The following is a 16,217-nucleotide window of genomic DNA, read 5'->3' on the forward strand; positions in this document are numbered from 1 at the left end:
CCTTTAAAATTCACTGGCGTTGGAGCCTTCATACAAGGAGGCTCCGCCCATGTGCGGTGTGGATGCGCCGCCACCCGTGGCGTGGATATTCTGCGGTATCAGTTCCATGGTGACGCCGTTTTCATTGTGGTGCCACGTGTGGCCGGAGGGGCGACGCCAGTCCGGATCGCCCAGTTGTTCGCGCATGGCCTTGTCAGCTGCGGTGAAATCGGTTGTCCGGTTGCCGCGCATCGGAATGTCGACATTCCCAGCGGAATGCGGGCTGTAGTCGGGAAAACCGTTGCTGTAGGTAATCGGCGGTCCCCCGTTGGAAGGGGTCCAAACACCGTCGCCGCGTTCGCCGCTGCTCCATTCTCCGTTATCGCCACTTTTGGGTGTGTTGTTGTATTGCGGGCCCTTCTTCGCGGCCGCAGCTTCGCGGCAGGCACGACTGCCATTACAGGCGGCGAGGGCTTCGTCATATTCGGCCTTGTTAGCGGCAACCACATCGTCCCAATACCGCGCTGCGGCGTCTTTCGTACCACGAAAGGCCCGCGACACACCTGTGGAGGCAACATCCAGCGCGCGGCGAAAGTCATTCAACTTGTTGGCCAGTCGCGTGCCCTTAATTGCATCCCCGCCCAAGGGCACGACGCCGACAATATCAAAGAACGCGTCGCCCCAGTTGCCTTTCCACAGCGAACGGCCAAGCGAGGCGATATCGGCGGCAGTGCCCGCTGGCGGCGGCAGAAAGCTTGCCGCAGCAAGGCTGGCTTCGGTGGCAAGCTCGCCGTATTGGGCCTGCAAGTCACGCAGTTCCCCATAGGCTGTGCGGGTCTGGGCCACATCTACCCCGTCAGCTTCCAGATATCGGCTCATGTCGCAGGCCCTTGTTTTGGCACCATATATGGATACCAGTATCGGTCATCGGGGTTCATAATCGCATAGGTCGCTTGATCTTTTGGGACGTTGTAAAGTTGATCAATGCGGTCGAGTTCGGGCAGGCTGCGATCCGCAAGAACTTCGCGGAAACCCGGATGCACGAAAAAGTTCGCGCCGATCTGCCACATCAGCGTGATAAAACGCATCTGGGCGCGGATGTCGGTGAAGCCGAATTGCTCCGCATAGCGCCGCCCGTTCAGAATCATTTCGGGCCGTCCCTCATCGGAGACCCCGAAATAGGACTGCGGCAAATGGATTTTCATAAATTCTTCGCCGTACCACGCGGCAAAAGCCGGATCGGGATGTAATCCGGTTTGCATCTGTTGTGCAGAAAGCTTCATCAGTCGGCCGCCGTGGTTACAATGCGCGTCATGATTGTACCGCCCTATGTGGCCAGTGCAATCCCTTGCGGCGCACATAAGCCGATAAGGTGATACAGGCGTGACGGTGCCGGAAAATTGCCATCGTTGTTTGCCGATTTGTCATCCGCCTCATGTTCCACGCTTCGGCCGCGGACGGACCTGTTTGCAAGGGTGGGGTGGCCCTTGCCTGATCTGTCCGCATTTTGCGGTCGGATACGTTGGCTGCCCCCCGATACAACGCCCGACGCAGGTGACAGACTTTGAAAGACTGGTTAACACTTTATGGGGGGAGACATTTTATGACGCATGGTGATCATCGCCACCACCACCATAGCCGCGAGGCAAAGTGGAAAACATTTAAAACCAAAGAATCCGGCCTACCGAATTACAAACAAAAACACTTAGACAAGTTACAACAACGCCTCAGTGGCCGTATTCAACTGGCAGGGGCACCCGGATATAACGACGACCGCATGGTTTTCATGCATACCTATCAGCAATATCCGCAGGTCATTGTGTTTTGCGAATGCGAAACGGATGTGATTGCCGCGTTGGAGTTCGCACTTAAATCGCGGCTTCAGGTGACGGCCCGTTCGGGGGGGCATTGCACGGCGGGGTATTCGGTGAACGATCAAGTCGTGATTGATACCTCGGGGTTGAACCATCTTGTGGTGGAATGTGAAACACCGACCGTGCGCTGCGGGCCGGGTGTGACGTTTCGCAAACTGAACCGCATGCTTGATCATCACAAGCTACACCTGCCCGGCGGCGGCTGTGAAACGGTGAACGTCGCGGGGTATATGATGGGCGGCGGTTACGGGTTCACGTCTCGGCTGTTCGGGATGAATTGTGACCGTGTGACTGGTGTTAAGGTCGCGCTGGCGGACGGGACGGTCGTGACGGCCAACGCCGACGAGAACGCCGATCTGTTCTGGGCGATACGCGGGGGCACCGGCAACCAGTTCGGTATCCTGCTGGAAGTGACCTATGACCCTGTGCCGCTGGACCGCAAGTTTTTCGGTTTCGGGTTGCTATGGAACATGCGCCACAAACATGAAGCCGACATTCAGCGGGTGTGCCGCGTGCTGGAAACCTTGCAGGCGGAATACTCCAATTCTGGGCCGGCCAAGATGGGGCATCAGGCCTTGTTAATGTACTTACCGGATGCGGATCACCCCGACGGACAGATCCCCTGCCTGTCCTTACGGGGCCTCTATGACGGGACCCGTGCGGAAGCAGAGGCAGCCCTTGGCCCGTTACTCGCCACTTTGGAAGACCCGCGCAAAGACGTGGAAATCTGGACGCATAAACATCATTATACCCGCCTGAACGAGCTGTTGTTGCAGACTGCAAATCCGGCGGGCCATGACATGCCAACGGTGTCGATGAACACCAAGCCGCTGGTCGAGGGGTGGTTGATCGAAGAACACCATAGCGCGGACCGGTGGCGGGGCGTGGTCGATCATTTTCTGGATGCGCCGGATAAAACCTGTTTCATTGCGATGGAGTTTTACGGTGGTGCGATTGCAGACCCGAAGCCCGACGAGATGGCTTTTTACCACCGCACGCCATCGGTTGATCTGTTCAGCTGGGCATTTTGGACATTTGATACCCACAAGGACGCCTCGATTGGCTGGCTGGACGGATTGGGCGCGATCGCGGGGCCGATGGGCAACGGGCACCGCTATCAAAACTATCCGCGTCGCGGGACCAAAGATTTCTTACAGGCATATTTCGGGAGCAACCTGCCGCGCTTGCAAGAAGCGAAGGCGAAATTTGATCCGCATAACATGTTCTGGTTTGAGCAAAGCATAGGTCCCAAACCTGACAGACAACCACCCGAGCAGGAAGCGTTAGCGGATGAAACGGGGGATGAACGCCATGACGACCGATAAATTGAAACCCTGCACGCATGCGGACCCTGAAACTTGCGAACCTTGGTGTGGACGTGATCCGAAACAGGGGCGGATGTTGGGTATTTTCTTTGACCCGCCCATGGCGATTGCACGGGTGGGGCGGTCAAAAGAACCGATGCCGGCCTACCGATGGAAGCTGGATGAAAATCCGGCACGCGGCGTGCAGACCATGATCGAACCCGCGCCGAGCCTGATCGAGACATCGGTCAAGGGCAACGGGCATCACCCCTTTACCTTGAAGGTGCAGACGCCAGCACAGGTGACGTTCAAGGACCGCCATGGCAAGATCAAACCGGTATCACCGTTCTTTGAGCTTTGGGCGCGCCTTCAGGATGCTGACGGTTCGGTTGTCCAAGTCCCTGTGACCCGCCACTTTCTGGAACAACGCGGCACCAGTCTGAAACACCTGCTGTTTACCGTCGAAGCGGCCAACCGCAAGGCGGAATCGCGCACCAAGCTGGCGTCTTGCGCAGCGGTGGCCCGCAAGGTTTTTGCAGCCGATCACTATAAAACCCACCATCTGGACGCTATTAGCCCGCATACCGAAGGGCAGGTGCCACTGGTGCGCGAGGATGCGCCGTTGCCACTGGGCACGATCAGGACGTTTAAAGAAAACCTCGAAAACATCAGCTGTAAAACGCGGCTGGATCAGGTGCGCATCCGCTTCATTCCCGGCAAGGGCGACAGTTTTGGTCCACCCGAAGCGGCCAAGGCACCGGCGTCCCCGCTACCTGCGGGCGGGTTCGAACCGCCAATGACCGAATACGGTCCGATCCACAAAATGACCCGCAAGGAAAACCGCATCCTCAGTTCGGATACCCCGTGGCTGGGGTACAATTTTCGCACCGATGATGCGCCGAAATGGCCCACGCCGATGGACAGTTATGACGGGGCGCGCGTCGGCTCCGGTAACGGGTGGGGGTTGATTGACGACACTTGCGATCTGGTGCTGACAGCGCAGATGGCAGTGGACGGCAAGGCACATGTAGCGCAGGCACGCGCAATGGCAGGTCCGCCCGATTTTGCGCCGGACAAACGCCCGATGTATTCGATACAGGATGAATTGGAAGACCGCGATCTGCCGCCCGCGACACTGGATATCGACGAAACGCCGGTTGAAATACTGGACCTGTTCCGCCGGATTTTTGAAACCGCCAGCCTGATCAATCTGGATCAACGCCGGTCTTGGGCGCTGGATGGCAATGCGCAACTGCTCAGCGAACCGGATGAGAACGACCCCGATTGGGACGCGGGTATCACACCGCATCTGGGGCTGAAATCCATGCGCGAAAGCGATGCGCCCTATGCCAGTCTGGTGCCGGAATACACACCGGGGCAGGGCGATACCATTGAACCGCGCTCGGGTGCGAACGACCGTCTGCCCTACACGCAAGTTGTGCAGCAAGTACATGCGCGCATGTGTGACAGCCCGATCCTACGCGCATTTTTGGTGCGTGATCCTGACCGTGTTCGCCGTCTTGTGCGCCCACCTTTTGCGCATGTGGGGGAGCTTGCGAAAATTCCCGGAGTGCAAAAAGGACCATCTGTGAATTTTGGCGCAAACGGGCCTGACGACATCGAATTTCGCGATCCGCGCGTGACCCTTGCCCAGACCTACGACATGCGCATGCCGCCTTATATGCGCCATTCGATGGGGGTGCCCCTGTCGGTGACACGGCGGCAATATGACCTGCTGATGAGATATCTCGAAAAGCTGGAGGGGGTCTGGAAGCACACCGTGCAGCCTCAGGTCGATATACCCGCCGCGGAGGAACAAGCATGACAGCCGGACCCAGACAATTGAACAAGGCCCGCAGGGCCGATCCCGACGGCAACCCCGCATATCGTGAACCGGTCTTGGGCAATCCGGTGTCGACCTTGATGGAATCCGGTGTCGGGAATTGCTTTCCAGGATTGGAATTCGATCTGCGCCAGTTAGATGTGCGGTTCTTTCCGGGCTTGGTGTTTGAATTCCTTGGCATCACCCCTGCGGGACCGGATGGCACGCAAGGCGCGCGGCTGACCTATGCTTTTCCCAAGGGCGATCCGATCATCGCGGATAAATACACCGATGACGGCCCCGATTGGGTCACTGACCTGAAAAAACAGTTTGCCGGTCCGGCCGGTTCGGCGCTGGGCAGCGGTACGTGGTATCTGCATTTCGTCGAACAGGACGGCAAGCGGATCATGCTGTATGACTATTCGCTTTATCAGAATGGCGTGGGGCTGGTGCCTTATGAGGGGGAAACCGCGTGGTGGATCATCCGCCTGATCGAGCCGGAAAAGCCGCTGACCATTGCCCTGACGCAACGCGCGCCGGATGGATCGCCCAGCGGCGCACCCGTTGTGCTGACCGGACGGCGGCGTATGTTCCTGAACGACGAAGGGATGATTGATCCGGTTTACCACCCTGGTGAACTTACCTCGTCCATGTGCAGCCCCTGGACACATGATTTTCGCGATTGTGCCTGCCACTATTGGGCGTCGAACCACCCCGATGTTGTCTTGGGTGACGTTGACGACCCGCAGCAACAACTGCCCGACGGGACGGACAAGAACGATCCGGCACAGGCGGTCACGTTTATCGACTGGATGCGCAGACGGCATTTGCCGCTGAGGGATGTATCGGCCCAGACCACCTTGGAAAAAGCGCGCCCCGATAGATACGATCCTTACGAAATCAACCTGCATTGGGAGGAGCTGGATTTCGTCCTGCAGGGGCAGGAGACCGACGCGACAACTGATTTGAAAAAGCTGCAACCGCACGCGCCCTACCAAGAGCTCGACGATTTGATTGCCGACCTGCACGAACTGGCGGGGATGGAGCTGACCTTGGCACTGGAATACCTTTATGCCTATTTCAGCCTGCGTGAACCTGACGAAGTGACGCCGCAGCAAGAGGCCGCATGGCCCGGCCTGACAGAAGACTTGCGCGCGGCACGGCAATTGATCCTTTCGGTTGCGCTCAGTGAAATGACGCATCTGCGTTGGGTCAATCAAACGCTATGGCTGATCTTTGCGGCCTATCCCGATATCGGCACTTATGAACCCGTCCTGTCACCCAGCACGGTCGAAGCAGACCCCAACAGCGCAGTGGGCCAAAGCGGTACGGGGAAATTGCGCCCCGCGACACAGGACGTTTTGCAGAACTTTGTAGACATCGAACGCCCCGGTGGGGATCTTGATACGGAATACGTCAAACTGGTCGCATACTTGCGCGAATATATGGATGATTTTCCCGAGGGGTTGTATCAACTTGCCGTGCGGATCGACAGCGACGGGATGCAACACTACCAGAAGTTCCGCGATGTGAAGCGTATCCTGGAACCCTACGCCGCTCAGGAAGCCCTGTATCTGCGCCCCATCGAAGAGGCGAGGCCAGACGCGTCTGCGGTCCAGCCGGCCCTGACCTTGATTGACTCGGCGCTGGAAGCCCTGCGCAAGGGGTATCTGATCGAAGCAAACCTTGGCGATATGGCAACGGCCAATGCAGAGATAAAAAGCGCACGCGATGCCATGCACGCCCTTAGCGATATGGCCTTGGCCCTTGCCCGCGAAAACATTGGCGTGCCGTTTTTTGCGCGTTTAAAATGACGGGGGTTCTGCCAGATATCAAACGGAAACCGCCCAGCGGGTTGGCCCATGTGGCGGGCGATCTGGTGTTGATGGCGGAAACTGCTGCGATCTTTGGTCTGTCCGACGTGCAAGCGGCGAATTTACGTATCGCCCTGCAGGCAGGGGATGCGACGGCCGCTCCTGAACTCGCGCGGTTGGGGCTGGAGGCACCGACCCTTGGTGCGCCGCCCGCTGTTGGTGTTCATCCCGTGCGGGCGTTGGCCCTGACGGTTTCGCAAACCTGCAATCTGGCCTGCGGATATTGCTATGCGGCGGGGGGGAGTTTTGGCGGCGCGGACACGCGCATGGGATGGGACGTCGCCAAACGTGCGATTGATCAACTGATCGACGCGACCGTGCCGGGCGGCGGTGTGAAAATTGCCTTTATGGGGGGTGAACCCATGGTGGCGCGGGATTTGATCCGAAATTCAGTGACTTATGCAAATGAACGCGGGGCGGCGCGGGCTGTTCAGGTCGGATATTCCCTGACCACCAATGGGACGTTGATCTCTGCCGAGGACGCGGCATTCTTTGCCCGTCATCGGTTTGCCGTGACGGTTTCTTTGGATGGCGGACAGGCGGTGAACGACCGGTTACGCCCCGATCGCGCGGGCAAAGGCAGCTTTGCGCGCGTTGCAAAACGCCTTGCGCCCTTGCTGGATCATCACGACCGGATTTCGCTTGGCGCACGGGTGACGGTGACCCCGCATAATCTGGATTTGCCACAGGTTATTGACGACATCGCAGCACTTGGCTTTGCTTCGGTCGGGGTGTCACCGATGATTTCATCGCCTACAGGACAGGGGGCTTTGGTCGGGCAGGATTTTGCACAATTGCTGTCCGCGATGACCGAGTGCGGCGAGGCATGGATGACAGCGACCCTTGCAGGGCGCGCGCATCCGTTTGCCAATCTGGCCACTGTGCTGGGCGAACTCCATCGCGGAAACCCGCGCAGTCATGGTTGCGGTGCTGCGCGTGATTATCTGGCGGTGGATGCCTCGGGCGATTATTCGGCCTGTCACCGGTTTGTAAAAGATCCGCTGGGCGCGATGGGTGATCTGGAAAACGGACCGGATGATGCAGCGCGCGCCGCGTTTCTGGATGCGCGCACGGTGGAACGCCAAACCCCGTGTCAAACCTGCTGGGCGCGGCGGCTGTGTGGTGGCGGGTGTCATCAAGAAGTATTGCACGCGGGGCGTCCGGCGTGTGATTTTGTACGGGGGTGGCTGGATTACGGGCTGCGATCCTACGGGCGGCTGACCGCGGCACAGCCCGACTGGTTTGATGCGCAAGTCTAGCGTTCAGGTCGCGGTCGCAGGCGCGGGACCGGCCGGTGCGATTGCCGCGCGTCAATTGGGTCTGGCCGGTCTTGATGTGGTGCTGATCGATCCGTTTGTGACGCCGGCAGGGCATCTGATCGAAAGTTTTCCGGCCTCAGGCGCGCCAATGGCGGAGGAAATTGGCCTGCTCGCGGCGATTTGCGATGTCAGTGACGGCCCTGCCGAAGCGATGTTTATGGCGTGGCGCGGCGTGCCGGAAACGCGTACGTTCGAAGGGGCGGGGCCACTGCTGCTGGACCGGATCGCTTTGCATGAAAAGGTGCGGGCAGAGGCGTTGCGGCATGTTACGCCCTTACAGGCGCGACTGCGGGGCGTGGTGAAATCGGGCCGTAAGGTCGAGCTGTCAACGAGCGCAGGTACGATCCGATGCGACATGTTGATCGACGCGCGGGGGCGACAGGCGCAAAAGCGGGCAGCGTCGGATGTGACCGCCCTGCCGTTTTCCGCAGTAAACGATTTGCCCCCCCATCAGATGTGGCTTGAGGCGTTGCCGGACGGCTGGGTCTGGGCCTGCTCACTTGGCGGCGGCGTGGTGCAGGGGGCCGTGTTCCAGCGCGCTGCTGTTTTGGCGGGGATGCGTGGGCCGGCTCGGGCTGCCTATGTCGCGGATTGTTTGGCCGGTACGGACACCTTTGTGGGGGCACGCGGGATTGATGCGGGGAAACCTGCTGCTGCGGGACTTTCGGCCGCGGCTGATCCGTTGGTATCCGAGCGTCATATTCTGGTGGGAGATGCGGCACTGGCACGTGATCCAATTGCCTCGCACGGGTTGGTGCATGCCATGCGCAGCGGTGTCCAAGGGGCGCTGGCGGTGCTGACGGCGCTTGATCGCGACTGCGACAGCCATGCCGCTTTCAGTTTCATGCGCCACAAACACCGCGAAGCCGTAGCTGCGGCGCAGCTTGCCACGCAGCGGGCCTATGCGGATCAATCGCGTTTTGAAGCGCCGTTCTGGGCAACGTGCGAACCACCCCGCAGCATACCGGACCAGCCGGACATCGGCCAAGGCGCGGTCACGCTGGCGGCACCGTTGACCCGCGCGCCGGTGTTGGAAAACGACCGCATACGTTGGAGGCCAGCGATCGAATTGTCCGCGAGTGACAGTTTCCTGACAGGTTTAGGGTCGATCAGCGCGTTAGACATTGCTGCGGCCTGTCGCCCCGCAGCGCCATTGCCTGAAATCGCCAACCGTCTGGGCCGCCAACATGACATGCCGGCGGTTTTTGAAGTCCTGGAACGCCTGACGCTTGGCGGTGCCTTTGTTCAGGCCGCGGTTGCGCCCTGAACCAAAGCTGTCGCGCGTTTCATGTCCCAACCGTGATCATCAGACGCCATCTGTGAAACGGCGTATTGTACGTCTTGGATTGCATCTGGTGCGGGGTCGGCTTCGGCTCTGTCACACAGGATGCGCAGCGCAAGGGTATGGGCACCGGATGTGCGGGCACACTCCAGCGCCTCGTCGCGCAACTGTCGTGCAATATCGCTGTGCCCACGTTCCGCCGCGACGCGGGCCCGCAAGCGCAGCAGTTCTGGCGCTGTCCATGTCTCCCCCGTGCGTTGCTCTACTTTCGCACCTTCAGAAAGTGCGTCGTCGGCCCCGTCAATGTCGCCCGCCCGCAGGGAGACATCCGCAATCAGGGAGGCGACCAACGGTCCGTAATTGAACGGGTTCATCGCACGGAATTCCTTCACGCGCTCGCTAAGTTCGGTCATTTCATCCGGCTTTGGCGGTTCTGGCCGCAGGCAAAGCTGGGTCACAAACGGAAACAGGATCGCAGCGGCGCGCATGACACGAATGTCATGTTTCTCGCCCAAGGCGACGGCTTCGATACCGATCACACTTAGCTCTGCGCCATGACGGGCCAATGCGCCCAAAAGCAGACGAAACGCCATCGCTTGCGCTAACGAGTGGGCGTGCTGGATTTCGCGGGAATGGTCGATGGAGAACGCGCCGAACTGACGTGATTGCAGCAAATCACCGGTAAGCCAGTTGGACATACACAGGAACGCCGCGCAAATTTCCGCATGATCATAGCCATGCGCATGGGCCAGATGCAGATGCGTGTCCTTGTCATACTGGCCGAGGGCCGTGTTCAGGTTTTTTTGGGCCGTTTTCTGGTCAGAGCGGTGAAACGCCACGGCCCCGATTGCGCGGGTGCCAATCATCACAAAAGTTTTGTCCTGCGACTGGCTTGCCGTTTCCAACAGGGTCTCGGCGTATTCCTGCGCCCTTGGGTAATTCGCCCGCACCAGTGAATGCGCATAAAGCCCGTTCAGGGCCAGAAGTTCGGTTTTACTATCGCCAATTTCGCGCGCCAGTTGCACCGCTTGCTGACCGAAATCGGCGCTGGCATCTGTTGCAATGCCAAAGCGCGAGCGTTCAACCGAGGCAAGGCCGGTGATCGCGCGCAGGCGTTTTTGTTTTATCGCATCTTCGGCCGGCAGGCGCTGCAAGGCGGTGTTTGCCATATCCAGAAAGTGCCCCGCTTCGATCAGGGCAGAGCGTTGCAGCAGGGTTTCGCCGGCGGCGAGGGCATGGAGCGCGGTGTTTTCCCAATCCCGTGCGACCTGTGCATGGGTGGCAAGAAGATCAGGCTGTTGCGTGCGCATGTCCGTGTGAAAATCACCCAACGCGTTATAGGCCGCCCGGTGTATTTTCCGGCGCGACTGTCCCACGATTTGTTCATAAATCACGTCGCGATAGACTTGGTGGCGGATGTTGATCACGTCTTGTCCAGCGACCACGTTGTGCTGGATCAGGCCGGCCTGTCGCAGTGCGTCTATCGCCGGTGTCATGCTGTTTTCGTTCTGCTCCAGCACAGCAGCCAAAAGCGCTGGGCTCGCGGGGCTGTTCAACACCGCAAGCGCCTCGATCACACTGCGTCCCAAACGGATCCCGTCAAGCCGCTTGGACACGGATTCATAAATCGTGTGCGGGATTTCGACATGGCCCTTCAGCCCGACCGACTGTTGCGCCGCTTGTGCATGGCCCAGCGTTTCCAGCATCAATGGGTTGCCGCCAGAATGATCGAGGATGTTCTGGCGAATTGAGTGTGCAACAGGTTTGGTGCCAAAGATGCCCTGCAACAGGGTTTCGCAATGGCGCGCGGCCAGCGGTGTCAGCGTCAGGGTCTGGTGTCCGGTGACATCTTGCCAGATGTCCGCGCTATCCTCGCGCCCCGCCGCGATCAGCATCAGCGCCGCGCCATCTTGACGCGCGCGTTCTGCGGTGCGTTTCAAAAGTTCGCGGGTTGAATCATCGGCCCATTGCGCGTTCTCAAGCACCACCAAAGTTGGACCAGTTGCACCGTTGATGATCCAGTCCGACAGGAACTCCAGAACGCCGTCACGATCGCGCAGGGACAGGGTGGTATCGCTGCGCGGTGTACCACCTAGGCCCAGAAACTGTGCCATACGGTCCAGCATTTGCGGATCCGGCACACCCAGAATTTGTGACAGGGAAGGGGCCGTTTCACTGCCTGTCGTAAGAGCCTCGAGCATTTTGGCAACTGGCAGCAGCGGTGAACGTGCACCCATTGCGGCACAATTCAGTTGCAACACACGTACGGTCGGATTGGTTTGAACAGCCGTGACAAAGCTTTGAAGCAGGGTCGATTTTCCGATGCCGGCATCACCGGTCAGCGTCACCGTGGAGGGTTTGCCGGCTTGCGCCTGAACCCACAGGCGGCGCAGCGTGCCGGTTTCGCCACTGCGCCCGATCAGCGTGGCAGGACGGGCAGCGCCCTTGTTTACATGATGCATGCCAAGCACGTGAAACACCTCGGTCCCCAAGGGCAGCCCCTTGAGATCATGTGCTTCGACTTCGGAATAGTGCACGGCATTGCGCGTCAGGTATTCTGTTTTGCTATCGACCACGATGGCTTGCGGATGTGCCACCGTTTGCAACCGCGCCGCGCGGTTCACCACCGGACCGACCAGTTGCATCGCGTCACCGCGCAATGCGCCGCTGGCTTGTCCGACGGCGGCCTGACCGGTGGCAATGCCGATACGGGTCGGAATGTGAAACGATGGCCGGCCATCAAACACGACCAACCGTTCGGCCAGCGCGCGCTGGAAATCTTCCGCGGCCTGAACACAGCGTTCTGCAAACCCGTCCAGCACCCGCGGATAGCCGAACAGGATCACCACACCGTCGCCTTGCGAACCCACCAGATAACCATCGCGGGCTTTGGCGACATCAGCGGCAACTTCGTAGTAATGTTGCATGATGATCTGCATGTCCTCGATGCTGTGCTGCTGGCTCAATTCGGTGGAACCGACAATATCACAAAACAACACGCTGATGCGGCGCAGTTGGATCGGGGCATCTTCGGGCGGTTCGACAACGCGTCGCGGGGCAGGTACCTGTGAGTCTAACCCCTCCAATGCGGCAAGCAGCTTTTTGCGCTGGCCAAGCGTCAGCCCCAGTTCTTTCAGATCGTCCTTGTCCAGCAGCGGCAGTGTGGACATATCGATGTCTTCACCGGAAAAGACGTCGTGAAGATGGGACAGGCCGATACTGGCCAGAAACTCCGCGATATGAGGCGTGGGGCTCGTCATGAAATGGGATCATCTCCGCACACGTGGCCATAATGCTTGATACAGCCCGTTGCCGCGAATTTAGACTACGTAAGCCCGGTTTAGCAATGAGGCCAACGCTGAATTATTATTCCAGAAGACGATGTTGGGTAGTGCTGGATCGCCTCGAGGTAACCGGAGATTGCATTTCGGCCGGGTCATCTGGTGGGGCGATGGGTTCAGTTGCAAACCCTGACCGCAAAGGCATTGAAATGCGTGATCGCCAAAGCGTTTTTTGAAACGAGGGTTGAGACGCGGAAATTTCCGCGCCCCTATCTTAGGCGGCGCACCTTCGTGACGGTGATCTGGTCGCAGGCGCGCAAGGTGTCACTGGCCATCGTCCTTTTGATCGTCGTCCTCAACGCTATCATCCGCATCATCATCCAACTGTGCGGCAGCATTCAGTGTCGCTTGGCGTTGCTTTAAAAATTCGGCCAGACGCTTTTTGTCATTTGCCACTTCGCCCTCAATCATCTGGGTTTGGGCCGTCAGGCTTTCGACCACAGCGACGAAATCGGCATGCGCCGCACCGCCGATCCAGTCACCGCCTTCTCCGGGTTCCGCGTTCTTGGGTGCATATGAGCGCAAGGCTGCGATCAACCCTTTTGTCGCGCCAGCAACATCGTCAAGAAACGTTCCGTACGCCGGGGTTTCACGCGCTGGATTGGAAATGTCGAATTCAGGAAAGTCCGTGTCGCGCTTGGCCGCATAATCAGAATCCGGCCCCAGTAACGCCACCAGCAACGACAGTTGGCGGTCAATTTCGGGTGTCTTGAGCGAAGCCTCGGACAGCGGCGGTATCGCACGTTGTGCCGCCGCCCCTTTGAAACGCAACCAGCTCACCAATGTCGGCGATGGCGTGCCGGGGTGCCAGTCTTTCTTGATCGGAACGCGTTTCAGGATTTGCGGGTCGTCGCTGTACAGCGTTTCAAAATAGCTCACAACTTTTTGGCAGACATTCTTTTGATCGGCCAGAACTTCGGGCGTGATCCCGCAGCTGCGCCCGACTTCTTTGGCGATGGGATCTCCGTCAATCACAATGCCATAGGCGATAACGCATTTCGACAATGTGGAATTCCATTTCATCGCGGTGCGGGCCCGTTTACGGTCGCCCGGCGATTTCAGCGCGATCTGGTAAAGCTGCCAACCGGCCTCAATCTCGGCCTCTTTTTGTATTTTATAGGCGAATTCCGTCAATGCGCGCGCCATGCTTGTGCCGACCTGAATGCCCACGCCAGCGGCCGTGCCGCCGCCCATACTTACACCCGACGCATCGGCAAGTTTGATCGATTCCGCAGCAACCCCCAAGGCGTCGTAAAGCACGCGCAACACCTGAAGGCTGACTTGCACACGGGCCGAATTCAACCGGCCATTGATCGCAGGACCATAGACCGAGCTGTTGCCCACGGTCAGCGCCATGTTGTCCATCCATTTGTTCAACTGATAGCTTTTTCGCACCAGCGTCGTGGCATCAATCAAAAGTTTCTGGATCGCCACGGCAAGTCCGGCACCGGGCAATGCGGCAGCAACTGCGGCTGCGCCAACGCCGGTAATCACCTCAAGCGCCTGCCATTTCATGTTGCAAGACCGCGCTTCGGCCAGCAGCTTGTCCATTGCTGCCATCGCCTTTTGCTCTTTTTCGACGGTGTCGAGATCTTGGGGCGATTGCCCCGCATCTTCGAGCAGTTCGTTCAGCACTTCCATTTCACGCGCACTGGCGTCTTCGATCTGAGCAAAGAACTCTTCTTTCTTGGCTGGATCTTGCAGGTCGGCTTTGAAATCCGACATGGCGCGGGCCTTGCGGGCGTTTTCCTGCTCGGCCAGAAACTTTTTCTGGGCCATCAGGGCCTCGGGGCTGTCCACCGGCGTTTCCATACCAAGGCCCGGCTTGGCGGTTTCACCAAGCCCCTGTGCGGCGTCGGCATCGTTGTTAAAGCTATCGTATTCGGCCTGCGTCTTCTGAAACAGCGCGTTGTCACTTCCCATTTCGACGTCTTCAACAGCGACGACTGTATAGGTGCCACCGGCGATAGCCGGCATGGCCCCGGCAAGAGAGGCGCTGATCGCCGAAAAGCCGACATTGGCGAGGATCACTTTCAAATCAACCTTGCCGCCGTCGCTGGCCACAACATCCGCCAGATGTTTGGCGATGGCCGGAATGTTGGAACCGGCAAGGATCGCTGCCTGAATGGTCAGGCCCATTTGCTGCCATTGCGCCTGATCGCCAAGCACCATGTTGCCCTGATCATCGGTACCGCGCTTGACGTCACCGGCGGCAAAGCTGGCCCCGACGGCCGCTGCAATGCCCTGTAACGCCTCGGTGATACCGGCCACGCCACCGTTGTAATCCCCGTCGGAAAACTTCATCGCGGCAGAGAACAGGGCAAAGCCGGTGTTCCCGCCTGCAATCAGGGCCGTCACAGACTTTGACGCGATGTTCATCTGGGTCTGGAATGCGGAGGAAAACCCTGTTGTCGCGTCTGATGCCACAACATTGGCGGAATGGACCGAAATGGCCGCCGATGCGGCACTGCCCAATGCGTTGAACGCCTGTTTCGCGATGCCCGCGGCAAAGGTTCTGCGCCGCCCGTCTTCGGGTTTGTCCAAGGTTGAATCAAGGATCCCCAAACCGCCGGTCAGCACGGTGGTGGTCATGGTCACAGCGGCAACTTGCAGCGCGGCATCGCGCGCCTGTTGCTTGAGCCCGTTCATTTTTTCGATGTTTTCCAACTGTGCCGGTGTGGCAACGCCTGCAGTTTTGTCGGCGTTATCCTGCGCCAAGGTCAGCATGTCCTGACGCGACATGGATTGCGCTTCGAAGCTGTCGATTTTGATCGCGTCGCCGGCCAGCGACCCCATTAACGAAATCACATCCGTGCCAATCTTTATCGCACGTTTGGCATTGGTATATTTCGAGGCCGTCTTGGAATAATCCGTTAACTTGTCCTGATAGATTTCGCAGGCACCGTTAAAAACCTGCGCTTCCTGACTATACTTATCAGCCACCGCGTTGGACGGGATTACATCGGCCTGAACCAGCGGTGTCCACAATTCGCGCGTGATATCGGCAGGCGTGAACAAGGGATTGCCGTCGGCGTCTTTGGCGTTCTCCATTTCCGACTGTAAATCGAACAGCTTTTCATGAAGCTTGGTCAGTTTGCGCACCGCCTCATCGTCGACCATATAGTCGTCTTTCAGGTCGTGCTTGGTATCAACCTCGTCGTCGCGATCACCATTTTTCCAGTCCATTGATTTGTTCGAACGGTCAAACAAACCCAGAAATTTTTCGCGTTTCCACTCAACCTTCAGGTCATCGGATGCATCCATCAGATCATCCTGAAGGTCGGAAATTTCACCGGTGACCGCGGCCAACAGAACATTACGTGCGTCCTGTTTCTGCGTTATTTCGTCATAGTTGATTGCACTTTGCTGGGTGGCCGAGAGCCATTTCGTGTGCGCTTGGGTAAAAGCCATGGAAGTCTCCG

At 58.7% G+C, this 16,217-nt stretch carries 9 protein-coding genes; 5 read left to right on the forward strand and 4 right to left on the reverse strand.

The window, feature by feature from the left end; genetic code table 11:
- Positions 1 to 3: 3 nt before the first annotated feature.
- Together Z947_RS0107355 and Z947_RS0107360 are read right to left on the reverse strand one after the other, a co-directional pair.
- Positions 4 to 858, reverse strand: a complete 855-nt coding sequence (locus Z947_RS0107355) for an HNH endonuclease (protein ID WP_025043662.1) — start codon at positions 856 to 858, stop codon at positions 4 to 6.
- Positions 855 to 1,262, reverse strand: coding sequence for a hypothetical protein (locus Z947_RS0107360; RefSeq protein ID WP_025043663.1), 408 nt, complete (start codon positions 1,260 to 1,262; stop codon positions 855 to 857). Before Z947_RS0107360 ends, Z947_RS0107355 begins: the two co-directional genes overlap by 4 nt.
- 320 nt (positions 1,263 to 1,582) lie before the next feature.
- On the opposite strand from Z947_RS0107360, the gene Z947_RS0107370 reads away from it, so the two are divergent.
- The 5 genes from Z947_RS0107370 to Z947_RS0107390 are packed head-to-tail and all read left to right on the forward strand — an operon-like array spanning position 1,583 to position 9,439.
- Positions 1,583 to 3,178, forward strand: coding sequence for an FAD-binding oxidoreductase (locus Z947_RS0107370; RefSeq protein WP_025043664.1), 1,596 nt, complete (start codon positions 1,583 to 1,585; stop codon positions 3,176 to 3,178).
- Entirely contained in the window at positions 3,165 to 4,982 is a 1,818-nt protein-coding gene (locus Z947_RS0107375) for a hypothetical protein (protein ID WP_156026633.1), read from the forward strand. Before Z947_RS0107370 ends, Z947_RS0107375 begins: the two co-directional genes overlap by 14 nt.
- Positions 4,979 to 6,793 carry a ferritin-like domain-containing protein gene (locus Z947_RS0107380; RefSeq protein ID WP_025043666.1) on the forward strand — a complete coding sequence of 605 codons (1,815 nt, stop codon included), beginning with the start codon at positions 4,979 to 4,981 and terminating at the stop codon, positions 6,791 to 6,793. Before Z947_RS0107375 ends, Z947_RS0107380 begins: the two co-directional genes overlap by 4 nt.
- On the forward strand, positions 6,790 to 8,112 hold the full coding sequence (locus Z947_RS0107385; protein WP_025043667.1) for a radical SAM/SPASM domain-containing protein: 1,323 nt from the start codon (positions 6,790 to 6,792) through the stop codon (positions 8,110 to 8,112). The genes Z947_RS0107380 and Z947_RS0107385 overlap by 4 nt, the downstream gene beginning before the upstream one ends.
- The gene (locus tag Z947_RS0107390) at positions 8,099 to 9,439 is read left to right on the forward strand and encodes an NAD(P)/FAD-dependent oxidoreductase (RefSeq protein WP_025043668.1); all 1,341 of its coding nucleotides are present in this window, start codon (positions 8,099 to 8,101) and stop codon (positions 9,437 to 9,439) included. Before Z947_RS0107385 ends, Z947_RS0107390 begins: the two co-directional genes overlap by 14 nt.
- Here Z947_RS0107390 and Z947_RS0107395 read toward each other — a convergent pair.
- Positions 9,418 to 12,714: an AAA family ATPase gene (locus Z947_RS0107395; RefSeq protein ID WP_025043669.1), complete on the reverse strand. Its 3,297-nt coding sequence runs from the start codon at positions 12,712 to 12,714 to the stop codon at positions 9,418 to 9,420. The two genes, Z947_RS0107390 and Z947_RS0107395, sit on opposite strands and share 22 nt — an antisense overlap.
- A 345-nt stretch (positions 12,715 to 13,059) precedes the next feature.
- Complete coding sequence (locus tag Z947_RS0107400) at positions 13,060 to 16,206, reverse strand: hypothetical protein (RefSeq protein WP_025043670.1); 3,147 nt, start codon at positions 16,204 to 16,206, stop codon at positions 13,060 to 13,062.
- Positions 16,207 to 16,217 lie beyond the last annotated feature (11 nt).

Origin of the sequence: Sulfitobacter geojensis (genome assembly GCF_000622325.1) — a bacterium.
Lineage (GTDB): Bacteria > Pseudomonadota > Alphaproteobacteria > Rhodobacterales > Rhodobacteraceae > Sulfitobacter > Sulfitobacter geojensis.

Excerpts from the sequence above, each read along its gene's own strand:
- Z947_RS0107355 (WP_025043662.1), bottom strand. The coding sequence starts at position 858 with ATGAGCCGATATCTGGAAGCTGACGGGGTAGATGTGGCCCAGACCCGC.
- Z947_RS0107360 (WP_025043663.1), bottom strand. The coding sequence starts at position 1,262 with ATGAAGCTTTCTGCACAACAGATGCAAACCGGATTACATCCCGATCCG.
- Z947_RS0107370 (WP_025043664.1), top strand. The coding sequence starts at position 1,583 with ATGACGCATGGTGATCATCGCCACCACCACCATAGCCGCGAGGCAAAG.
- Z947_RS0107375 (WP_156026633.1), top strand. The coding sequence starts at position 3,165 with ATGACGACCGATAAATTGAAACCCTGCACGCATGCGGACCCTGAAACT.
- Z947_RS0107380 (WP_025043666.1), top strand. The coding sequence starts at position 4,979 with ATGACAGCCGGACCCAGACAATTGAACAAGGCCCGCAGGGCCGATCCC.
- Z947_RS0107385 (WP_025043667.1), top strand. The coding sequence starts at position 6,790 with ATGACGGGGGTTCTGCCAGATATCAAACGGAAACCGCCCAGCGGGTTG.
- Z947_RS0107390 (WP_025043668.1), top strand. The coding sequence starts at position 8,099 with ATGCGCAAGTCTAGCGTTCAGGTCGCGGTCGCAGGCGCGGGACCGGCC.
- Z947_RS0107395 (WP_025043669.1), bottom strand. The coding sequence starts at position 12,714 with ATGACGAGCCCCACGCCTCATATCGCGGAGTTTCTGGCCAGTATCGGC.
- Z947_RS0107400 (WP_025043670.1), bottom strand. The coding sequence starts at position 16,206 with ATGGCTTTTACCCAAGCGCACACGAAATGGCTCTCGGCCACCCAGCAA.